The sequence below is a fragment of the Acinetobacter sp. ABJ_C4_1 genome (assembly GCF_044538495.1).
Classification (GTDB): Bacteria; Pseudomonadota; Gammaproteobacteria; order Pseudomonadales; family Moraxellaceae; genus Acinetobacter; species Acinetobacter nosocomialis_A.
Genome location: NZ_JBIUCQ010000002.1, coordinates 362,060 through 384,129, shown reverse-complemented (window position 1 = coordinate 384,129; position 22,070 = coordinate 362,060). Strand labels below are relative to the sequence as shown.

Below are 22,070 nucleotides of genomic sequence, written 5' to 3'. Positions count from 1 at the left end.
GACAAAATTATTTTTTTAAGCATAGCAGAACTTATGGTGGAGTTAAGCCTTATAACGCATAAAAAGATGAATTTTGTCAGACAATGCGGTAAGTCATTTTTAAACGTTAACTTGATAATTTAACCGTAATTCATCTGCGTTTTGACCACGGATGCCCCAATTTTCTTTAGGGGTTTCAAAAATAGTGATTTCAATGTCTTGTGGGGCAATTCGGCAATACTGTTCAATATTACGAAATAAAGTTTGGATTAATCTTTTCTTGGCTTCGGTACTTCGGCCAGTAAACATTGAAAGTTCAATAATAACGTAGTGCTGGCTTCGATCTGATGGATAGATAAAGTTTTCCGGTTTAAGGCTAATAAACCTTTGAAATTTTTTCTCTATTGGGTATTTCAATTCTTCAATCAGCGCTTGATGAACTGCATGAGAAAGCATTTCTCGATATTGCATGATGGTTTGTTCATTTGCATAAATTTTAACTTGTGACATTTTTATCTCTAATCGCTAGATGGTGTTATCTTTTAATAAATTTCAAAAATGAGTTTTCATACTAAGAAGTCATTATTTTTAATCACTTCTAGTATTTATATATTATATAAGGTTGATAAGTTTATCTATTTATAAAGGTAAATAAGTGTAGATCAAGCCATAAACGAGCGCAGCAGTTAACGTTGCTGGAACAATTTTCTTAAATTTAAAATAAAGACCTGCTAAAACCAGAAAGCCGATGAGCATTGCTAAACTTTTATCTGGATTTTTAAGAAGTGGTGGAAGGGTGGCAACCACAAGCATGGCGCTAATTGCAGATATACCAATACTTCCCAATGCAATTTTTATCCAGACAGAACCACGTTTTTGATGAGTACCTTGTAGTTTTTGTATAACAAAGAATGGCCCAAAGCGTGAAGCAAAATTGGCAATACCAACAATAATACCGACCAAAATAATTTCTAAGTTCATATTAGGCTTCAACCTCATCAAACTGTTTCAGCACATAATGTTTAAATAGACCCGCTAAAATGCCTGAAAAAATACCAATAAAAATAGCAGCAGATAAGTTAATCCAATAACAGGCTAAGGCTGAAACCACTAAAGATACAGCGACAACCAAAGTATGTTTACGTTCAAAAGCCGCGAGTAAAAAACTTAAAAATAAAGCGGGTAGTAAAAAGTCTAGAGCTGCTTGTAAAAATTTTGGAAGATGAGCGACTTGATCTGCAAAGAGTCCACCTAACAACGAACCACTTGCCCACGACATCCAGCTGAACAGACTTAAACCTAACATCCAAGATTCAGACCATTGTTGCTTGCGCTGTGAAAGCTGAATCATTCCACTCGCAAAAACTTCATCTGTAAGACCCCAAGCCCAAACAGCCGTCTTTTTTAAGTTCAGTTTATTCGGAATTAGGTTATAGAGCGCTGGGCCATAAAGGACATGGCGAATATCAAGTGCAATAACCGTTAGGGCAGTTAACCAAATAGATGAACCACTAGCTAAAAGTGCCACAACCAGAAATTGACTAGCTCCGGCATACATCGAGCAAGAAAGAAAAAATGCTTCCCACGGACTAAAACCAAATTGAGATGCAGAAACGCCAAAAGCAAAAGAAACGGGTAAATAGGTAAGTACGATGGCTTGACTATCTTTGGCACCTTGCCAAAAAGTTGCTGTTTGAGCAGCCATCTGTTGTTGATTTGACACAAAACACCTTGGCAGTAAACCAATTATAAAAACTTGAAAGATTGAGTATTGTAGCTGAATTTAATAGCATAGTGCCGAAATGTTTAATTCGGCAGTTTGATATGTTCAAATCAAAGACTCGTTTAGTTTATATCGCCATCCTGAGTGCGAGCGTATTTATATTGCAAGGCTGTGATAATGGGAATCAGAGCACGGATAAAAAAGTTGAAATTAAACCAGCGCCGAAATTAACGAATGATGCAACGGTCTATGCAAATAAGGCATGGACATTAATTAACACGGTTGATCCTTTAGTCTATGGGAAACAGCTTAGTCAGATAAATGATAAGGTTCGTAAACCCTTACGTCAGCTCAGTACAGATTGGCGTATTAATGTAAAAATGACAGATTCGGTAACTGAAGGAAAATATGCACTTTGCCGCAAAGCCTTAACAAGTCTAGATGTGTGGGCAAGAGAAACTGTGGAAAATTCAAATTCTGTTGCTCAAAAACAGGCTGATTACGAGCGAGATAAACAGCAGTGTAAGGATGCAATTGCAAATCCAAATTTAGGAAATACATCTCCAAAATAAAGTCATTGCATATAAAAAAGCGAGATTTTGAATCTCGCTTTTTTTAACTTATAAATTAATCAATATTAATTATGGTTTTGTCGTAGTTTTAGCATTGTTCGCAGTTTTTACAGCATCTTGTTTCATTTGGTGAGTAGCTTGATTTGCTTCTTGTTTAGCGTGAGTTGCGCTAGTCATTGCAGCATGTTTTTGCTCATTCATATCTTTTTTAACATCTTGTTTTGTTTTTTCAGCTTCTTTTTTTGCTTTTTGAGCAGTAGGTTTGCCGCTTACAGCAACACATTTACCGCCTTTATGATGTGGTCCAGTTCCTCCTTGGAGTTGAGTTCCCTTTGGACATGCAAATGCCGAAACACTTAACATTGCCAATACGCCAGCTGTAAGAATTGTTGATAATTTTTTCATGTTAATCAGCGCCTTGTTGAGTTTTTGAGTATTATTGCTCAGTCTGAGTGTAAAATGAAAATTTCTGTTTTGGAATACTTATTTTGTGAAATAGAGTTTGAACAATGTTTTATTTTGCAGTGTTATCTGATTTTTTAATTTAATTTTAAGTTTTTATTATATAGAGCCTTTAAGTATTAGATTTTGCAATTAAACTTAATTTTTTGATATCTAAAATTTCAATTTTTCTAAAGGCAATTTTAATAATATTTTGTTTTTCTAACAAGTTTAATTCGTGATTAATGGTCTGTCTTGAAGTAGTTAGCATATTAGCTAATTGCTCTTGAGAAATGTGAATTTGCTTTTCTTGGATAAAAATGTGATTGCCATAACCCTCTAAAATAAACAACAGACGTTGAGCAAGTCTTTGAGAAATACTGCGTGTTTGGATAGCGATCTGTTCTAAAAAAACATATCTGAGCTTTTGACTGGTTAAGCGCGCGAAGTAGTACCAATAATACGGATTGTCCTTGAGTAGCTCATTTAATGGTTTTGCAGGAATATGTAGAACGATACTTTTTTTCAAAGCAATCGCATCGTGTGAACGCGGTTCATGGTCAATCAGGGATATTTCACCAAACCACATAATTGGCTCAGCAATTGCAGAAAGGGCTTCATTCCCGTTTACATCGACATACCCCAAGCTAATTGAGCCTTCAAGCACAGTATAAATGCCATCAAACACATCTTGGGCACGGAACACATAATTGTTTTTTTCAAAGGTTCTTTGCTTACCATGCTCTAGAATAAAGTTTTGGAATGCTTCTGGAAGCAAACTAAACCACGTGTTTTCTCTTAATCGATTAATATAAATAAGATCCAATATCAGCCCATCCATGAAAAAAATCATTACTTTGTCAAATAGCTGACAACTTTAAGTTTTCCTTATTTGTACAGTATGACTATAGATAGATGAATAGGGAACAACTCATGTCAAATTTGGAGCGACAGCTTAGCAAATATGCGGCTTATCATTTAAACCATCAAAATATTTTGACGCATTTTATCGGTATTCCGCTCATCGTGTTTTCAATTTTATGTTTAACTGCGAGAGCTGGAGTCGATATTGGCAGTTTTAAACTGACTTTAGCTATAGTGTTGATTGCAGCTAGTACGATCTATTATTTCATTTTGGATAAAGTTTTTGGTTTACTCATGCTGATTATTTTAGTCGCTGCGTATCCATTCGCAAGCCAAATTGCCGAGTTTTCTTTAGGACAATGGTTAGCTGCAAGTATTGGATTCTTTGTGGTGGGTTGGGTCTTTCAGTTTGTTGGGCATTATTTTGAAAAGAAAAAACCTGCTTTTGTTGATGATGTGATTGGACTTGCCATAGGGCCATTATTTGTATTGGCAGAATTTATATTTATGCTGGGTTTTAGAAAGCCTTTGCATGCGCGTATTTTACAAGAGGCGCGTAGTAAACGAGAGGCGATGGATTTAAGTCATTAAACATAAAAAAAGCCCCAATATGATGGGGCTTTTTTTGAGCTTTAACTTATACGTTAAAACGGAAGTGCATAACATCGCCGTCTTGAACAACGTAAGTTTTACCTTCTAAACGCCATTTACCAGCTTCTTTAGCGCCGTTTTCACCGTTGTATTGTACGAAGTCATCATATGCAACAACTTCAGCACGGATAAAGCCTTTTTCGAAGTCAGTATGAATTACACCAGCCGCTTGAGGAGCAGTTGCACCAACTTTTACTGTCCAAGCACGTACTTCTTGTACACCGGCAGTGAAATAAGTTTGTAAACCTAAAAGTGCATAACCTGCACGAATAACCACGTTTAAGCCTGGTTCTTCCATACCCATTGCTTCTAAGAACTCAGCACGATCTTCATCTTCTAATAATGAAATTTCAGCTTCGATTTGGTTGCAAAGAGGAACAACAATTGCGTTTTCTTCAGCCGCAAGTTTTTTAACTGCGTCTAAGTGTGGGTTGTTTTCAAAACCATCTTCTGCAACGTTTGCAATATACATGGTTGGTTTTAAAGTCATTAAACCAAAACCACGAACTAATTTACGTTCGTCATCAGACAAATCAGCCGCACGAGCTGGTTTACCTTCGTCAAGTAAAGGTTGGATTTTTTCTAAAACTGCTTTAGTTGCTACAGCTTCTTTGTCACCGCCTTTAGCAACTTTAGTTAAACGTAAAATTGCTTTAGCAACAGTTTCAAGGTCTGCAAGCGCAAGTTCAGTATTAATAGTTGCGATGTCGTCTAATGGATCAATTTTACCATTTACGTGAATTACGTTTTCGTCTTCGAAACAACGTACAACATGAGCGATTGCATCAGTCTCACGAATGTTAGCAAGGAATTGGTTACCTAAACCTTCACCTTTTGACGCACCAGCAACAAGACCTGCAATGTCCACAAATTCCATTGTAGTTGGCAAAATACGCTGTGGTTTAACAATCGCAGCAAGTTTGTCTAAACGTGGATCTGGTACAGGAACAATACCTGTGTTTGGTTCAATGGTACAGAAAGGGAAGTTTTCCGCTGCAATCGCTGCTTTCGTTAATGCATTGAAAAGGGTAGATTTCCCTACGTTTGGCAGACCAACAATACCGCAATTAAAACCCATGAAAACCACTCACAAATGTGTAAATTAAAAATTGTCGCTGATTTTACATGAAAGCCATGACAAAGTCATGGCTAGAGCGGGGTTGTATTGCTTTTAAACTTTACGTTTATCAAGTTGCTGGGCTAATGCATCGCCAGTCGCTTGTACTAACATGACTAAAACAATGAGCACAAAAATTACAGCCAACATAATTTGCATATCAAAACGTTGATAGCCATAACGATAAGCAATGTCTCCTAGACCACCTGCACCAATAGCACCAGCAATCGCAGAGGAGTTAATCATAGTCACAATAGTCACGGTAAAGCCTGCCACAATACCCGGTAAAGCCTCTGGTAAAAGCACATGCCAAATAATTTGTTTACGGTTACAACCCATGGCCTGTGCAGCTTCAATTAAGCCCTGATCGACTTCGCGTAAGCTGACTTCTGCAATACGTGCAAAAAAGGGAATTGCCGCAATCGTCAATGGAACAACGGCTGCCCAAACGCCATAACTTGTACCTACAATCCAGCGAGTAAGCGGAATCAGTGCAACCATTAAAATAAGAAAGGGGACGGAGCGAGTAATGTTGATGACCCAACCCAAAGCCTGATTAATCTTTTGCGACGGATGAATGCCATGCTCAGAAGTGCTAACCAAAACAACAGCAATAGGTAAGCCAATTAAAAAAGCAATCAACGCAGATGCACCTACCATGAGTAAGGTATCTACAGTTCCAGTAATTAATAAATCAATGAGCTGGTCGTGCATAGCCAAGTACCTCAAATTGTGCAATTGCAGTTGATGCGTCTTGTCGTATAGATGAAAGATCAATTTCTACGTTAGGAATACCCACTAAAAGTGAACCAATAATATGCCCTTGAATGGTATCGACTTGACTTTGATATAAATTGACCGGTGCTTTAAATCTAGCAAGTAGTTCTTGAATATCTGGAACCTGATGTGCTTCAGCCTCATATTTCAGTTTTACAATAATATGAGTCGAATCTTCATCGGGTAGAGGACTGATTTTAAAAGGCAGAGTGATCTGCTCAAGGTTCAATAATTCTTGAGTAATTTGTTGCTCTGGTCGTGAAAATACGGACCAGACTTGCCCAGCCTCTACAATTTCACCTTGGTCAATCACCACGACTTGATCACAAATTTCTCGAATGACTTGCATTTCATGAGTGATGAGTACAATCGTTAGGCCAAGTTCCTGATTAATCTTTTTAAGTAAAGCCAAAATAGTGGCAGTACTTTCAGGGTCAAGTGCTGAGGTTGCTTCATCACAAAGTAAAATTTCTGGGTGGTGAACAAGTGCACGTGCAATACCGACACGTTGCTTTTGTCCGCCTGAAAGTTGCGATGGGTAGTAGCCAGACTTATCTGCAAGACCTACCAGTGCCAGAACTTCATTTACACGCTCATCAATATCTGCTTTGTCGTAATTGGAAACTTTTAAGGGCAATGCCACATTTTCCCAAACTGTTTTTGCAGACATTAAATTGAAATGTTGAAAAATCATTCCAATGCGTTGGCGAGTTTGAATAAGCTCGGCATGACTCAATTCAGCAATATTTTGTTGATGAATATGAATGCTGCCAGTATTTACTTGTTCTAAGCCATTTAATGTGCGGAGTAGGGATGATTTTCCAGCACCACTTTTACCAATAATGCCTAAAATCTTACCTTGAGGAATATCAAGGTTAATCTCTTTTAAAGCATGCAGTTTTTGACCCTGCGATTGGTAAAACTTATTTAAACCACGAATTTTGATATGGGGTAGAGAAAAATCAACTTGTGATCCAAAACTCACCATGGTCATTCTCCTTATTTCCAGCCTTGAAACCACATACCTTGGCCAAAGTCTTTATCCAGAATATCTTGTGCTTGTTTTGAGTTCTGGAATGCTTTAACAAAGGTTGCAAGTTTTTGGTTTTTATCTTGGTAATCGCGACGGGTCACAAACAAAATTGCATATTTTTTATCGATTGGATCTAAAAATAATGCGCTATGTGGGTCGGTTACCTTTGCCATTTTTAAGTAGTGAGGAAAACCGAAAATTAAATCGACATCGTTATATGCATGTGCGGTTTGAGGGCCTTCAACCTCAACAAAGCTTAGCTGTTTAGGATTAGCAATAATGTCTTGAGTGGTTGAAAGTTCATTATTAATGTCTTTAAGCTGAATTAAACCTGCACGGTGCAATAAAATTAAAGCGCGAGCTAAATTGACGGGATCGTTTGGGATAGCAACACGTGCATTTGAAGGTAAGTCTTTAAGTGATTTATATTTTTTTGAATATAAACCCACATGACTTCCTGAGCCCACGGCAAATGCATGTAAGTCATAACCCGTTTCTTTAACAGCATTACGTAGAAATACGCTTTGCTGAAAAAAGTTTGCATCAATATCGCCGTTTTGTACGGCAACATTTGGTGCTCGCCAATCAGAAAATTCAACGAGTTTGACATGAACGCCTTGCTTTTCTACTTCATTGGCAACGCTTTGTAATAGTTCAGCATAAGGCGGGCTAATGCCAATCGTTAAAACATCATCGGCTTGTTTATTTTTAATATAACGGTAACCGACAAGGCCCAGAACTACGATTAAAATCGTAATTCCGAGTAACCAAGACTTATGCTGTTTGAACTGAATCGCCATAATCTTTCCGTTATTACTTCCAGCCAGGGAACCAAAGTTTTGGCCCAATTTCAGCATCTAACACAGCTTTAACTTTTGGCGAGTTTTGATAGATCTCAACAAATTTCTTTAATTTGTCGCCCTTATCTTGATAGTCGTCACGTACTACAAACAAAATGGCATAACGTTTATTGGTATTGTCATCCAGTAAAAGCGCACTATTAGGGTCAGCTGTTTTTGCTAAGCGTAAGTAATGTGGATAGCCAAAAGCCAAGTCAACATCATCAATTGCACGGGCAGTCTGTGGTCCTTCAACCTCAATGAATTGCAAGTTTTTAGGGTTTGAAACAACATCTTTAAGTGCAGATAAATGATTGTTTGAATCTTTAAGCGTAATTAATTTAGCTTGTTGTAAAAGTAGTAGGGCACGACCTTGATTCACTGGATCATTTGGAATGACTACACGTGCGTTTTGTGGCAATTCATCTAAGCTTTTATACTTTTTTGAATACAGTCCCACATGTGAGGCTGCACCCACTGCAAATGCCTTTAATTTAAAGCCTGTTTCTTTAATTGCATTGTCTAAGAAAGGTTGATGCTGGAAAAAGTTCGCATCAATATCCCCATGATTTAAGGTAATGTTTGGTGTGTTCCAGTCAGAAAACTCAACCAGTTTTACATTTAAACCTTGTTTCTTTGCTTCATCGGCAGCAGCTTGTAAAGGTTTTGCAAATGGTGGGCTAATACCAATCACAAGTTCATTTGAGCCACTTTGACGATGTTTATTCCATAAGAATAAAGCAACAAAAAGGACTACAACGACTAAGCCTACGCCTAGCCATTTTTTAGAGGCTGTTTGAGCCATGTCTATCTCCAAATTTAAGCGGTTATTTCTTCAATTTTTGTTAGGTTTTTGCTGTTGTTATAGGGACTACATCGGAACGCTTGAACAGGGTGCTGTTCTGGTAATTGATCACCCCGATTAAAAATTTTGTTCCGTAGTGAACCCGTTTTATATGCAGTTTTATAGCGACCACGTTGTTGTAGCTCAGGAATAACCAAGCGAATAAAGTCGTGGTGAGACTCAGGTGCAACTGTACGTGTCAAATTAAAGCCATCAATATCTGTCTCATCTAAAAGATGAATTAAGTATTCAGCAACTTCTTCGCCACTACCCACGATGAGGGGATAACGACCACCTAAAACATGCTGAGCTTTTAAGTCATTTTTTGTGATTTGTTGCTCTTTAAATTTTTCGGTAATCGAAACAATACTGTTACTTTTTTGGTAAGGAATCGCTTCATCATCAGCAAACTTACTTAAGTCAATGCCTGTTGAACTCGCATAATGCGCTAAGCCTGCTTCAGGGCTCGCATATTGACGATATTCATTAAGTTTTTGTACAGCCAGATCATGTGTTTCGGCCACAACAACAGTTATGCCGACAAACACTTTAATATCATTCGCTGAGCGTCCTTGCTGTTCGGCAAGAGTACGAATCTTTTTCACTTGTTCGCGTATCTTTTCGGGTTTATCCCCGCCAATAAATACACATTCAGCATGACGTGTTGCAAACTGCATACCTTTAGGTGAAGCACCTGCTTGAAATAGGGTTGGAGTGCGTTGTACAGAAGGAGATACCTGAAACACGCCTTCACTCTGGTAATACTTTCCATGGTGGTGAATGGTATGCACCTTAGATGGGTCTGTAAAAACACGCCGTGCTTTATCTTTTTTAACTGCGTCGTTTTCCCATGAACCTTCCCAATATTTATAGCAAAGTTCTAAAAACTCTTCAGCTTGCTCATAGCGGGCATCGTGGTCTTTTAAACTCTTTTGACCAATTAAGCGTTCCGCACTATCTAGATAACCTGTAACAATATTCCAGCCAATACGACCTTGAGTTAAATGGTCGAGACTTGCAAAGCGGCGAGCAAATTGATATGGATGCTCATAGCTTAAGTTCACAGTGACCCCAAAACTTAAGTTTTGAGTGACTGCCGCCATAGCTGAAATGAGTGTAGATGGGTCATGGCTCGGAAGCTGAATGGACTCTTTTAAAGTCAGATCAATACCATTTTGATAGACGTCATACACACCAGTAATGTCCGCAATAAATAAACCATCAAATAAACCACTTTCTAAGGTTTTGGCTTGTTCTGTCCAATAGCTCAGTTCATTAAAGCGGTGTGATTCATCACGTGGATGTGTCCATAAGCCATGATTGATATGTCCAACACAGTTCATATCAAAAGCATTGAGTAAAATTTCTTTCGCTTTAAAATCTGCCATTACAATGTCCCCCGACGAGGTGGTAGAACACCGTTAAGAACATAGTTCCCAATAAAGTAATATTTCCATCGTGCGGCATCATGTAAGGTATGTACTCGCGCATTGCGCCAGAAACGGTCTAGACCATCTTGTGATTGACTACCACGGCTTCCTGCAAGTTCAATCAGCTTAGACGATGCTTTGAGTGCGATATCAGTACTATGAGCACGCACTTTGGCAACATCAATTGAAGCTTTTGCAATGCTTTCAGGTGTGGTTTCAATTTTTGCGGCATCAATTGATTGAGCAGCTTGTTTTAATAACCCTTCACTAGCTCGTACATCGACAGCAATGCGTCCTAATTCATAAATCGTTAAAGGATCTTGGTTTGCCATTTCTACATTTGAATCAATCCATGGGCGGGCCTGATGCACTCTTTGCAAGCTTTCTTCAAAGGCTGCACGTGCAATACCTACCTCAATCGATGCATGCATAATTTGGGCAAAAGGGCCCACTAAGGTTGGTTGTAAAAATGCAGTATCAAAAGGAATAACATCATCTGCATCTACAAAAACCTGATCAAATTTAACCGTACCGCTACCTGTGGTTTTCTGTCCAAAACCAGACCAGTCATCAACTAGTTTCAATCCTTGTGAACCACTTTTTACAAAGGCTAGATATTCTCGGCCTGCATCGTCTAAAACTAAGGTTGGAATACGGTGAGCAAATAAACTTCCTGTGCAGTAAAACTTTTCACCTTGAATGAGATATCCATTTTCGTGAGGACGGATATTGGTTTGTTTATGGGTTGAAGTTTTAGTTTTAAACTCAGCAAGTGCATTACCGAAGCGAGTGCCATTTAACACTTCGCCATATAAACGTTGTTTTTGAGCTTCTGTGCCTGTATTGCGTAATACTTCTAATGCATAGAAATGGTTTTGTGGAATTTGTCCGATTGAACCATCTGCACCGCTTAAAAGTGCAATCACTTTAGCAACGGTATGGCTTGAAACTTCGGCACCGCCATATTGCTTTGGTACTGTAATTGCCCAAAGACCAGATTGGCTCAATGCATCGATTTCGGTATAGGGTAAAATTCGTTTAGAGTCTCGCTCAACTGCGGTTTTTTTAAATTGCTCAGCAAACTGTTTGGCAATTTCTAATGCTTCAGCATCATTTTGAATAATGTGCGCTTGGCCAGATGCCGATGTTTGTTTAGTTTGAACCGATTGATATGAAGTCATGACAATTTCTCCTTAAATCCAGGCATGGCGGGCAGGGAAATGACCATTAAGGTAATAATTGCCAATGGCATGTAATTTCCAGCGAACAGGGTCGTGTAAGGTATGTACACGGGCATTTCGCCAATGTTGATCTAAATTATGTTGGCTTAAACTTGAACGGCTACCGCCCAGTTCTAATAATTTTTCAGAGATTTGTAGAGCCGCATCATTGGCGTAGACCTTTGCTTCAGCAACCAAAATTGAAGCTTTAGCTACTTGTTCATCAGTCACAGTTTGAAGTTGGTCAAGTTCATCTAAATATTCAGCAGCTTCATCAAGCAGTAAGATTGCAGCATCGAGCAAAATATTTAACTTACCCACTTCTTGTAAGGTGTAATGTTCAAAGCTGGCTTTTTCAACATTTGCATCAATAATTGGGCGTGCTTTATGAATAGTCGATAAAGTATCGTCAAATGCAGCTTCTGCAATCCCCACATCAATGGCAACTTGTAATAACTGAGAATAAGCACCGCGATAAGTAGGGGTTTGTGTCAATAAACGTTCATCAAAAATAAGATCAGGGTTAACTTCAACATGATTTAATTTAACTGTGCCGCTAGCTGTCGTACGCTGACCAAAACCATTCCAGTCATTAATGACTTCAATACCTTGAGCCTCCCGGTTAACAATGACTAAAACCACATGACCTTCGGGATGAACCGCTTTAATTGCGAGCCAATGCGCAAAACTTGTTCCAGTCGAATAAAATTTTTCACCGTTTAAAATGTATTTACCATTTTCAATGGTAAGCGTTGTTTTTAGTGTTTTTGAGTCATGTGTATTACGCTCTGGACCGCCGTTAGCAAGACGTTTGCCTGCTAATATTTCTGAAAAGATAAATTGTTTTTGTTGTTCTGTACCCAAGATTTCGATGAGGTTTAACAGGCTAATCTGATTTTGTGGAATTTGACCAACATTGGCATCGCCTTTACTTAAAATACGGAAAACTTGAGCCAAAGTTTTATTGGAAACAAAAGCACCGCCATATTTTTTTGCAATGCGAATTCCGCCTAAACCTTTTTGGCTAAAGCTTTCGATTTGCTCATGCGGTAATAAGCGTTGTTGATCACGTGTATTACGACCCTCTAAAGCAAAATCAGCCACTTGGTAAGCGGCATTAATCGCTTGTTGATCATTTTGAATGACTTGGACGTATCCCGTCGTTTTAGATAGAGAATTAGACATAATGACACCTTGTATTGCTGTCATTACCTTACAAAAGAAATATTTTTCCACTAAACGAGGACTTATGCTCAGCTTATGAATAAAAATGCAAAGCACTTTTTTTGATTTTTAATAGATAAATATAGATATAGAAATGTATTAAAAATCAAATAATTATGCTTTTTGTTTGCAAAATGAATTACTAAAGTAGTTTTAATATGAAAAAGAGCTATAAGTACGGTAAAAAAAGATATAAAAAATATAGACCTAACTGTCAGTGAAAAATGAGCACAATATCCATTGTTTTCATTAAAAATAGCTTCTAAAGTATCTATTTACCGAAGACGATTTTTGTACGAATAGTCAAATAAAAATAAACGTGGAGATTTTATGCGGGTTTTGTATCAGTTTCCTTTATCTCATTATTGTGAAAAAGCTCGCTGGTTGTTAGACCATAAAGAACTTGATTACGTTGCACATAATTTGATTCCTGGCTTTCATCGTGCTTTTGCACAACTCAAAACAGGGCAAAATTTATTGCCAATTTTGAAAGATGACCATCGCTGGATTGCTGAATCAACTAAAATTGCGCTTTATCTGGATGATACCTATCCAGAACATGCACTTTTACGCCGTGATGAGCAACTTAGACAGCAAACACTCAAGATAGATAGTTTGGCAGATGAACTGGGTGTACATGTACGTCGTTGGGCACTTGCCCATACTTTAGCCCACGGCGACCATGCTCTAGAGATTATGATGGGCGAACAAGGTTACTTGCGCCAGTTTGAAAAAATATCAAAACCTTTCCTCAAGACTTTAGTAAAGAAGAACTATAAGCTTGAAGGGGAAGTGGTGAGCCAGTCAAAAGAGCGTATGGATGAACTCATTAGTGAGCTGAATCAGTACCTCATTGAAAACCAAGCACGTTATATGGTTGGAGACCGCTTGAGTCTCGCTGATATTTCGGTGTGTTCTATGCTTGCACCTTTATTAGAAATAAAAGGGACGCCATGGGAACCCGAAGAGGATGAAGAGGTGTCGCCAGAGTGGAGCAATTATCAAAAAAGTTTACTTGATTTGCCGCTTGGACAATATGTTTTAAGAATTTATCAAACTGAAAGGAATGCACGAGTTGATTGGCGAGGCATTTAATTTATAGATTTTATAAAAAGGCTCGAAATAAATCGGGCCTTTTTTGTCATATTTCTAAAAACATTTTAATTGTAAAAATATTACTATCAATTTTATAAATGGATTTCATTAAAACATTTATAAATATTATTTTGATGTTTTATCTTCTTTTTTATAAAAATAATCTGCTTCAACCTAACTGTTTAATAAGTTTAATTTTTCTTTTTATCAAAATAGTAATCTTTTTCTAAAGACAGTTTTTAGTAAAATTTAAGCCACTTTATTGTGCATGTGTTTACATTGTAATCAATAATTGCCACATTTAAGTGTAAATAGATGAGCTTAATAATAGACAGAAGATTAAAACTTAGATTAAAGTAGAAACATGTGAGCAGTTTTAAAGGTATTAATTCTGCGAAACAGATGAATAATAAGTGAAGCAAATGGATGGAGTCCTGCTTGGAAAAGTTGGCTCGATAATTGCAATTTAATAATAAATCGCTCTATTTCTCTATAAGAATGATTCTGTAGACAAATAGAGAGAATGATCATCAAGGAGTTCTTATGAAACGTTCTGCAACCTCTCTCATTGTTTCAACAGTTATGCTTTGTACGGTTGGTGCTACTTCTCAAATTCAGGCAGCAGATACATTAGCTAAAATTAAAAGTACTGGAAAAATCGTTATTGGTCACCGAGAATCATCCGACCCAATTTCATACGTTGTTGGAGGTAAACCGGTAGGTTATGCAGTCGACATTTGTAACCAGTTCGCAAATGATATTAAAAAAGAATTGAAAATGCCTGGTTTAAAAGTTGAATACAAGGCAGTCACTTCATCAACACGTATTCCTGAGCTTTTAGCCGGCAATATTGATATGGAATGTGGTACCACTACAAACTCTAAACAGCGTCAGCAGCAAGTTGGTTTTTCAACGAACTACTATGCAACAGAAGTGCGTATGGCTGTTAAAGCCAACTCTGGTATTAAGAGTCTAGCTGATTTAAATGGTAAAGCAGTTGTAACGACTCAAGGTACAACATCAGACAAGTACATTAAAATGAATGAAAAAGGTCAGTCACTGAATGTACAAAACATTTATGGTAAAGACCATTCTGACTCATTTGCCATGATGGCATCTGGTCGTGCCGCAGCATTTGTAATGGATGACAATATCTTAGCTGGTCTAATTGCCAAGTCATCTACACCAAAAGCATTCGCAATTGTAGGGCCAGTACTTTCATCAGAACCTTATGGCATCATGATTGCAAAAGATGACCCAAAATTTAAAGCAATTGCTGACCGTACCGTAAATAATTTATGGAAAACTGGTCAAATGGACGCTTTATATAAGAAATGGTTCTTATCGCCAATCCCACCAAAAAATACTAATTTGAACATGCAACCAAGTTCATCTTACAAAAAACTTAAAGCTCACCCAACAGATGCAGGAATCTAACCAGATCCTTTTGTCCTAAATTTACTTGTGCAAGTGTAAAACTTCATTTGCACAAGTGGTCTATTTTCTAAGATATTCATTTAAGGGGCAAACATGTCAGTCGGCTCGCTAAACTGGACTATATTCTGTGCGGAGTCTAATGAATATGGTGTCGATAAAGCCGCATGGGCAGAATCAGTTTGTAAAGTCATTGGTAGTTCTAGCTACAATGCCTATTCTGAGGCGCCCACATGGTTACAAATGTTAGGTTCTGGTGTCTTTACTATGGTATGGACTGCCGTTGTAGCCTTTCTTATCGCATTTTTATTAGGTTCTCTCCTCGGGGTAATTCGTACTTTACCCAATAAACCGCTTGCTTTTATCGGCAACTGTTATGTCGAAATATTCCGTAATATTCCTTTAATTGTACAGTTATTCTTCTGGGCTTTTGTATTCCCAGAGTTCTTACCAGATAGTTTAAGTGCCGGAAGTGGGGATGTCGTAGCAGGTGGTTGGTGGAAAAATATTTTAAATCATCATCCTGCTGTTATTGGTGTTTTTGCTTTGGGTCTATATACCGCAGCACGTGTTTCTGAGCATGTAAGAGCGGGGATTAACACGGTTTCTCGAGGACAAAAATTTGCAGCTTCTGCAATGGGTTTTACAACAGCGCAAAGTTATCGTTATGTGATTTTACCAGTTGCATACCGTACGGTATGGCCAACCATTACTTCAGAAGCCATGAACGTCTTCAAGAACTCGGCAGTTCTATATGCATTAAGTGTTTTGAACTTCTTCGCTTATACAAAAACCATGCGGGAAGAAACTTCTCAGGACATTATTATTCTTATTCTCTCTACACCTGTTTATTTAATTATTACTTATAGTATTAAATTTATCATGGCATGGATTGAGAAACGAATGGCTGTGCCTGGCTTAGGCTCAGGAGGGAAGTAATTATGGATTTTTCTTTATTACATAACCCTGATGTGATCGCGGCACTCAAAGAAGGTTTCATTTTTACCCTGACCGTGACTGTATTGGCAATGATGGGCGGTATCCTAATCGGAACTCCATTGGCAATGATGCGTTTATCAAACAATGCCATCGCAAGTAATTTCGCAAAATTTTATGTCGATCTGTTTCGTGGTATTCCACTGATTCAGGTGATCTTTATTTTCTACTTTTTGTTGCCGAAAATATTTGAGTTTCAATCTGATACTTATTGGGGGCCATTATTTTCGAGTGTAGTGACCTTTGCTATTTTTGAAGCTGCATTTTTCTCGGAAATTGTACGTTCCGGTATTCAGTCTATTTCAAAAGGTCAGGTCAATGCAGGCTACGCTTTAGGGTTTACCTATGGGCAATCTATGCGTTATGTGGTTTTACCACAAGCCTTCCGTAATATGCTCCCAGTATTACTCACTCAAACTATTATTCTCTTTCAGGACGTGTCATTAGTTTATGTGATTAGTGCACCAGACTTCTTAGGTCGTGCAGATACATTGGCTAATACCTATGGTCCTGAAACGAAAGCAACATTCTACTTAATCGTCGCTGTGGTGTATTTCTGTAGCTCGTTTGTGCTATCGCAATTAGTCAAACGTTTACAGAAAAAAATTGCCATCATTCGCTAATTGGAGATTTTAAATGCCAATGATAGACATCCAACATATCTCTAAATGGTATGGTGATTTTCAGGTTTTAACAGATTGCACGACGAGTATTGAAAAAGGTGATGTCGTTGTTGTTTGTGGACCATCTGGTTCAGGAAAATCAACACTCATTAAAACTGTAAATGCTTTAGAACCATTTCAGCAAGGTGACATTATTGTTGATGGGGTTTCATTAAAAGATCCAAAAACTGATCTGGCGAAATTCCGTTCTCGTGTAGGAATGGTGTTCCAGCATTTTGAACTTTTTCCGCACATGACTGTTTTGGAAAATTTAACCATTGCTCAAGTGAAGGTGTTAAAACGTTCAGTTGCTGAAGCGCGTGAAAAGGGACTTAAGTATTTAGAACGCGTTGGGTTACTTGCTCATAAAGATAAATTTCCAGGTCAACTCTCTGGTGGGCAGCAGCAACGTGTTGCAATTGCTCGCGGATTATCGATGGACCCAGTCTGTATGTTGTTTGATGAACCTACTTCGGCACTCGACCCTGAAATGGTAGGTGAAGTTCTTGAAGTTATGGTGCAACTTGCTCATGAAGGTATGACCATGATGTGTGTTACCCATGAAATGGGCTTTGCTAAACGCGTCTCTAACCGCTTAATTTTCATGGATGAAGGTAAAATTCTTGAAGATTGTCCAACCAATGAATTTTTTGATAATTTAGAGGCTCGTCATGAGCGCGCTAAACTTTTCTTGCAGAAAATTCAAGCAATGCACTAATACCATTAATAAAAAAAAGAGCCTTTCAAAAGGCTCTTTTTTTATATCCAAATTTTAGAAACTATATTTTGCTAATAAATTTATGCGAGAGTAATCGCCTTTATCATCTGCAAATGTTTTGCGCTGGCCATAAGTATATTCTGCACCTAAGTCAATGTTCTTAACAGGGTTCCAAATTAGGTTAACCAGTGCATTATAAATTTCTTTGTTATAGCTGGTGCTGATTAAATTGCTATTTGCATAGATGCTATCATCTTTATATTGAATACCGCCTATTGCAAAAGTAGAGCGGAGGATAGGGCTCCATTTACGTTGATAGCCGATAACTGCACTATCAAATTCAGCTAAATTAATATCCTGAGTTGTTGTGTCATAGGCATAAGCTGAGTTGCTATAAAGTAAATAGCGGCCATCTCCTTTAACATGATAATAATTAGCAACCAAGCTATCTTGAGGCGTTAAATCATATTTACCACCTATGCCGACACCCCAACCAAATTTTTCTTCAGAAGTGCTATCTTTGGGAGCTACACGGTTTTCATGGGCAAGACCATGTAACTGTAATAGGCCTTTATTATCTGTAGTTTTAAAATCATATCGTGCTGTTAAAGCAGGAAAGCGGCTTCCACCAGCAGCGTTACCAGCTTTTTCAACATCGCCGCCTTCTAAGGCAACTAATATTTTTTGTTGTGCATCAATCGGCTGAGTATAACGGACTTGTACAGTACGCGTTGTTCCTGTACCAATAGCGCCATTAAAATCTACTGTTTCTGGTGATGTATCTGTATTTACAAAAGGTGAAGTTGTTTGACCAGCTAACCATTTTCCTAAAGACATATAAGCATGGCGAACGCGGAAGGTACCATTACCATTATCACCATTTCCACCCATGAAATCGGCTTCAATTTTACCGGTTAAATCTCCGTATTGGGTAGGTCGAGTAATATCCAGACCAATTCTTGAAGTTGCAGCAGATACATTTAGTGAATCTTGTTTCGGATCATCTTTATTTAATGGATAGTTGGCACCATTTGAAATGCTACCATTTGAACCTTTAAAATCATAGGTTGCATCTGCACGGACACTACCATAAAGCTTAACTTGGGTTTGCCCATCCGTCATTGCCATCCAACCTGGTTTTGATACAGGAGGAGTAGCTGGTGCTACGAGAGTTGTTGCTGGAGCACTAACAGATAAAACTGTTTTTTGTTGATCAGATAGTTTCTGGACGAGTTGTTTCAACTCCTTTACTTCATCACGTAAAGCATTAACTTCTGCATCAGTAGCAGCATGAGCAGGCATAACTACACCTGTTAGGCTGACAGTACTCATCGCAAGAACTAAAGTTTTGATTTTTTTCACAAGCATTCCCCACATCGGATAAAGTTTTCCCGTATGTGCATAACAAAAACAGTGCCAACTTTTTAAAATTATAAAAAGTTGTTGATTCTATTAAATAAACTCTGAAATTTTGGAAATAAGATAGTCTTTCGTTGATGCAGTAAGGGAAATGTTGAAGAGATATAAGGCGATGAACGATTGCAAATGCGCTATAAACGTCATACCACTGCACAGTTAACAGGCACAGTGTTGAGTCAAGATATTGAAGTAAAGCTTAATTCTTTTTTAATTGAGTTTGATTTTTAAAGTAGACTTAGCTTTAGGATATACTGTTAACCTAAAAAGAGCTCATTGGAGAAAAGAATGGAGTTAGACCGTTTTGATAAACAAATTCTGGAAATTTTGTCTCATGAAGACCTGAATTTGAATGAGCTCTCAGAACGGATTAATCTTTCAGTTAGCTCTGTTCATCGCCGCATTAAGCATTTGATTGAAGCTAATATCATGGGGCAGCTTAAAAGAGAAATTAACTTTAGCAAATTGGGGTTTACCTTGCATATTTTGCTACAAGTCTCTTTAAGTAAACATGATAGTGAGACCTTCGATAAATTTCTTTCTGAAATTGAAGCGATTCCTGAAGTTACAAATGCATTTTTGGTTACTGGTCAAAGTGCCGATTTTATTCTTGAATTGGTTGCACGTAATATGGATGACTACAGCGAAATTTTATTAAGACGTATTGGTAAAATTGACAATGTAGTCGCTCTACATTCGAGTTTTGTCATTAAAGAGTATAATGTATTTAACTGTTATAACTTATTAAATAAGCTATAAAAAAACGCACCAATCGGTGCGTTTTTTAATTTCAATGTTTGGTTTAAGCATCTAATTGAGCTAAAACTTCATCTGAGAATTCAACGTTTGTATAAACGTTTTGTACATCATCAAGATCTTCAAACATATCGATCATTTTAAGAATTTGTTTTGCTTGGTCAATATCTGTAATTTCAGCTTTTGTTGATGGGCTCATCACAACTTCTGCGTTATCAGATTTTAAACCTGCAGCAGCAAGAGCATCTTGAACTTCACCAAAAGTTTCTGGTGAGGTGATAACTAAAATTTCATCTTCTGAAACTTCAATATCTTCTGCACCTGCTTCCAAAGCAACTTCCATGATTTTGTCTTCTAAAGACACATCTTCAAAAGTAATTTCGCCACGTTTAGTAAATAGGTAAGATACAGAACCCGCAGTTCCTAAGTTACCATTGGTTTTACTGAAACAGTGACGTACATCTGGAACTGTACGGTTAAGGTTATCTGTCATTGTTTCAATAAGGACAGCAACACCACCAACACCATAACCTTCGTAAGTTACTTCTTTTAAATCGTCATTGTCTTCACCACCAACACCGCGTTGGATTGCACGGTTAATGGTGTCACGTGTCATGTTGACAGAAAGTGCTTTTTCGACAACAGCACGAAGGCGAGGGTTGCTAGCAGCATCTCCACCACCAAGTCTGGCAGCAGTCACAATTTCACGAATATATTTAGTAAAAACTTTACCGCGACTTGCATCTTGTTTAGCTTTACGATGCTTAATATTGGCCCATTTAGAATGACCCGCCATGGAAGTGAACTCCAAAAATTAAAAAATGCAAAAGTGACAGAATATTATCATAGGCATGGTTTTCTTGAAAACTGTTGTCCTATGTTTTGTTAACCAATTAAGTAAGCTTAGAGGCCCTAAATTTAAGTAAAAAAATAGTCCCTAAAGTTGTTACAGAACAAATTAGTTAATCTTCACATCAATATCATATTGCGCGTAAAGTTCTTTAATGGTTTCAAGATCTTTTTGCAAATCGGAAGGGTAAATCTTACCTAAAATACCACCTTTCTTTGTTCTTGCATTTGCATACATCAGTAGAATTGGAACATTCGCAGCTTTTGCAATATGCCAGAAACCTGTACGAATAGGTTTACGCTCAGATCCATCTTTTGCACGAGTTGCTTCGGGGGCAATGACTAGATTGAAAGTATCATTACTTTGAAATTTTTCGACCATTTGAGAAACAATATCTTTGCTTGCTTTGCGGTCTACAGGAATGCCACCTAGTTTCTCAAGTATGGGCTTCATTGGCCCTTTAAAAAGCTCTTTTTTAATTAGCGTATGAATTTTTAAATCTAATATTTGAAACATAGCAATTGATAAGATCGCATCTAGGTTAGAAGTATGCTCGAACCCAATAATAACTTGTTTTTTCTCAAGAATTGTAGGATCTACATCATAGGTCCAACCAACTGCTTTGAAGATAGAATTGCCTAAAAACTTTTTCATAGAGACGTGGGAGACAATAAGGTTGCGGAATTCTAATATGAGTTGGTCTAAAAAGGTAGAAAATTATCAACATGTTAAACTTTATTTATTTTAATTTTTAAATTGAAATATTTAATAAAATTTATATTTATTAATATTATATTTTAACTCTCCAATAGAAAAATATATAATAAATCAATTTAAAGTAATCTTTTATATATTAAAAATACTATGAATTCTCTGTTTTAATTAAATACTCGATATATCTCCATTTTTTTACAGGATCAATCAATTCTTTATCAATGGTTCCATCAATAATAATCCCATCAATAATCGAGATGATGATATGAGTAAGTGGAGTAGGGTCTTTAATATCTAACTCTACTAATAAACTATTGAGTAAATTGATAAGCCAATTTGTATATTCTTGAAATGGTTCACGAATTGAGGTGTATTGTTTAGATACTTCAATAAATGCCTTCTTAAACAAGCAACCATTAAAGTTTTCGCTATTAATCCAGTCAATATACCAGTTAAAAATAAGATGTATTTTTTCAAGCGGCTCAGCATCTGGATGTAAATTTAATTTTTCATAAATTGAATTTTGTATATTAATATTTCGATGATGTAGACATTCCATGATTAAACTTTCTTTGGAAGGAAAGTATTTATAGAAAGTCATCTTCGCGACGTTTGATTCAGCAATAATTTTATCTACGCCTGTAGCGTTATAACCGATTTGGTTAAAAAGATCTAAAGCAGTATTTATAATATCTTCTTTTTTTGACATTACTGT

General features: G+C 37.3%; 25 protein-coding genes. 8 read left to right on the top strand and 17 right to left on the bottom strand.

The window, feature by feature from the left end; all coding sequences use genetic code 11:
• Positions 1–99: 99 nt before the first annotated feature.
• The 3 genes from ACIF8R_RS04770 to ACIF8R_RS04760 all read right to left on the bottom strand — a co-directional run bounded on the left by ACIF8R_RS04770 (position 100) and on the right by ACIF8R_RS04760 (position 1,684).
• Positions 100–489 (bottom strand): tautomerase family protein, encoded by a 390-nt coding sequence (locus ACIF8R_RS04770; RefSeq protein ID WP_263613526.1) that lies wholly within the window; start codon positions 487–489, stop codon positions 100–102.
• A 129-nt stretch (positions 490–618) separates the two neighbouring features.
• Entirely contained in the window at positions 619–960 is a 342-nt protein-coding gene (ygaH, locus tag ACIF8R_RS04765; RefSeq protein WP_396479387.1) for an L-valine transporter subunit YgaH, read from the bottom strand.
• A gap of 1 nt (position 961) precedes the next feature.
• Entirely contained in the window at positions 962–1,684 is a 723-nt protein-coding gene (locus tag ACIF8R_RS04760) for an AzlC family ABC transporter permease (RefSeq protein WP_396479529.1), read from the bottom strand.
• 119 nt (positions 1,685–1,803) lie between these two features.
• On the opposite strand from ACIF8R_RS04760, the gene ACIF8R_RS04755 reads away from it, so the two are divergent.
• Positions 1,804–2,274 carry a hypothetical protein gene (locus ACIF8R_RS04755; RefSeq protein ID WP_396479385.1) on the top strand — a complete coding sequence of 157 codons (471 nt, stop codon included), beginning with the start codon at positions 1,804–1,806 and terminating at the stop codon, positions 2,272–2,274.
• A gap of 69 nt (positions 2,275–2,343) precedes the next feature.
• Here the strand turns inward: ACIF8R_RS04755 and ACIF8R_RS04750 are convergent, their stop codons facing one another.
• Together ACIF8R_RS04750 and ACIF8R_RS04745 are read right to left on the bottom strand one after the other, a co-directional pair.
• Positions 2,344–2,679 (bottom strand): hypothetical protein, encoded by a 336-nt coding sequence (locus tag ACIF8R_RS04750; protein ID WP_396479383.1) that lies wholly within the window; start codon positions 2,677–2,679, stop codon positions 2,344–2,346.
• A gap of 169 nt (positions 2,680–2,848) precedes the next feature.
• Complete coding sequence (locus ACIF8R_RS04745) at positions 2,849–3,556, bottom strand: Crp/Fnr family transcriptional regulator (RefSeq protein WP_396479381.1); 708 nt, start codon at positions 3,554–3,556, stop codon at positions 2,849–2,851.
• 92 nt (positions 3,557–3,648) lie between these two features.
• Between ACIF8R_RS04745 and ACIF8R_RS04740 the strand changes: the two genes are divergently transcribed.
• Positions 3,649–4,170 (top strand): DUF962 domain-containing protein, encoded by a 522-nt coding sequence (locus tag ACIF8R_RS04740; RefSeq protein ID WP_396479379.1) that lies wholly within the window; start codon positions 3,649–3,651, stop codon positions 4,168–4,170.
• Positions 4,171–4,216: 46 nt separating this feature from the next.
• On the opposite strand, the gene ychF is transcribed toward ACIF8R_RS04740, so the two are convergent.
• The 8 genes from ychF to ACIF8R_RS04700 all read right to left on the bottom strand — a co-directional run bounded on the left by ychF (position 4,217) and on the right by ACIF8R_RS04700 (position 12,699).
• Entirely contained in the window at positions 4,217–5,308 is a 1,092-nt protein-coding gene (gene ychF / locus ACIF8R_RS04735; RefSeq protein ID WP_004642544.1) for a redox-regulated ATPase YchF, read from the bottom strand.
• A 93-nt stretch (positions 5,309–5,401) separates the two neighbouring features.
• A complete protein-coding gene (locus ACIF8R_RS04730) occupies positions 5,402–6,061 on the bottom strand; it encodes a methionine ABC transporter permease (RefSeq protein ID WP_174758611.1) in 660 nt (219 codons plus the stop codon).
• Positions 6,042–7,118 (bottom strand): methionine ABC transporter ATP-binding protein, encoded by a 1,077-nt coding sequence (locus ACIF8R_RS04725; protein WP_396479376.1) that lies wholly within the window; start codon positions 7,116–7,118, stop codon positions 6,042–6,044. Before ACIF8R_RS04725 ends, ACIF8R_RS04730 begins: the two co-directional genes overlap by 20 nt.
• Before the next feature lie 5 nt (positions 7,119–7,123).
• Complete coding sequence (locus ACIF8R_RS04720; RefSeq protein ID WP_396479527.1) at positions 7,124–7,957, bottom strand: MetQ/NlpA family ABC transporter substrate-binding protein; 834 nt, start codon at positions 7,955–7,957, stop codon at positions 7,124–7,126.
• A gap of 13 nt (positions 7,958–7,970) precedes the next feature.
• A complete protein-coding gene (locus tag ACIF8R_RS04715; RefSeq protein WP_077164057.1) occupies positions 7,971–8,801 on the bottom strand; it encodes a MetQ/NlpA family ABC transporter substrate-binding protein in 831 nt (276 codons plus the stop codon).
• A gap of 14 nt (positions 8,802–8,815) precedes the next feature.
• Positions 8,816–10,228 carry an LLM class flavin-dependent oxidoreductase gene (locus ACIF8R_RS04710; protein ID WP_396479374.1) on the bottom strand — a complete coding sequence of 471 codons (1,413 nt, stop codon included), beginning with the start codon at positions 10,226–10,228 and terminating at the stop codon, positions 8,816–8,818.
• On the bottom strand, positions 10,228–11,451 hold the full coding sequence (locus ACIF8R_RS04705; RefSeq protein WP_396479372.1) for an SfnB family sulfur acquisition oxidoreductase: 1,224 nt from the start codon (positions 11,449–11,451) through the stop codon (positions 10,228–10,230). The genes ACIF8R_RS04710 and ACIF8R_RS04705 overlap by 1 nt, the downstream gene beginning before the upstream one ends.
• A 12-nt stretch (positions 11,452–11,463) precedes the next feature.
• Positions 11,464–12,699, bottom strand: coding sequence for an SfnB family sulfur acquisition oxidoreductase (locus tag ACIF8R_RS04700; protein WP_396479370.1), 1,236 nt, complete (start codon positions 12,697–12,699; stop codon positions 11,464–11,466).
• 345 nt (positions 12,700–13,044) lie between these two features.
• Here ACIF8R_RS04700 and ACIF8R_RS04695 point away from each other — a divergent pair, with 345 nt between their 5' ends.
• The 5 genes from ACIF8R_RS04695 (at position 13,045) to ACIF8R_RS04675 (ending at position 17,619) form a co-directional block, all read left to right on the top strand.
• Positions 13,045–13,809 carry a glutathione S-transferase family protein gene (locus ACIF8R_RS04695; protein ID WP_002050156.1) on the top strand — a complete coding sequence of 255 codons (765 nt, stop codon included), beginning with the start codon at positions 13,045–13,047 and terminating at the stop codon, positions 13,807–13,809.
• A gap of 543 nt (positions 13,810–14,352) precedes the next feature.
• Positions 14,353–15,246, top strand: a complete 894-nt coding sequence (locus tag ACIF8R_RS04690; RefSeq protein ID WP_002049815.1) for an amino acid ABC transporter substrate-binding protein — start codon at positions 14,353–14,355, stop codon at positions 15,244–15,246.
• A gap of 93 nt (positions 15,247–15,339) precedes the next feature.
• Complete coding sequence (locus ACIF8R_RS04685) at positions 15,340–16,182, top strand: amino acid ABC transporter permease (protein WP_396479368.1); 843 nt, start codon at positions 15,340–15,342, stop codon at positions 16,180–16,182.
• Between the two features lie 2 nt (positions 16,183–16,184).
• On the top strand, positions 16,185–16,862 hold the full coding sequence (locus ACIF8R_RS04680) for an amino acid ABC transporter permease (protein WP_396479366.1): 678 nt from the start codon (positions 16,185–16,187) through the stop codon (positions 16,860–16,862).
• Positions 16,863–16,875: 13 nt separating this feature from the next.
• Complete coding sequence (locus ACIF8R_RS04675; RefSeq protein WP_002049786.1) at positions 16,876–17,619, top strand: amino acid ABC transporter ATP-binding protein; 744 nt, start codon at positions 16,876–16,878, stop codon at positions 17,617–17,619.
• 54 nt (positions 17,620–17,673) lie between these two features.
• On the opposite strand, the gene ACIF8R_RS04670 is transcribed toward ACIF8R_RS04675, so the two are convergent.
• Positions 17,674–18,981, bottom strand: a complete 1,308-nt coding sequence (locus ACIF8R_RS04670) for a DcaP family trimeric outer membrane transporter (RefSeq protein ID WP_396479364.1) — start codon at positions 18,979–18,981, stop codon at positions 17,674–17,676.
• Positions 18,982–19,323: 342 nt separating this feature from the next.
• Between ACIF8R_RS04670 and ACIF8R_RS04665 the strand changes: the two genes are divergently transcribed.
• Entirely contained in the window at positions 19,324–19,794 is a 471-nt protein-coding gene (locus tag ACIF8R_RS04665; RefSeq protein ID WP_002050132.1) for an Lrp/AsnC family transcriptional regulator, read from the top strand.
• 43 nt (positions 19,795–19,837) lie between these two features.
• Here the strand turns inward: ACIF8R_RS04665 and ACIF8R_RS04660 are convergent, their stop codons facing one another.
• The 3 genes from ACIF8R_RS04660 to ACIF8R_RS04650 form a co-directional block, all read right to left on the bottom strand.
• Positions 19,838–20,587, bottom strand: coding sequence for a YebC/PmpR family DNA-binding transcriptional regulator (locus ACIF8R_RS04660; protein ID WP_263613538.1), 750 nt, complete (start codon positions 20,585–20,587; stop codon positions 19,838–19,840).
• A 162-nt stretch (positions 20,588–20,749) separates the two neighbouring features.
• Positions 20,750–21,295, bottom strand: a complete 546-nt coding sequence (locus tag ACIF8R_RS04655) for a 1-acyl-sn-glycerol-3-phosphate acyltransferase (RefSeq protein ID WP_396479361.1) — start codon at positions 21,293–21,295, stop codon at positions 20,750–20,752.
• A 208-nt stretch (positions 21,296–21,503) separates the two neighbouring features.
• Positions 21,504–22,064 (bottom strand): TetR/AcrR family transcriptional regulator, encoded by a 561-nt coding sequence (locus ACIF8R_RS04650; protein ID WP_263613540.1) that lies wholly within the window; start codon positions 22,062–22,064, stop codon positions 21,504–21,506.
• Positions 22,065–22,070: the final 6 nt, after the last annotated feature.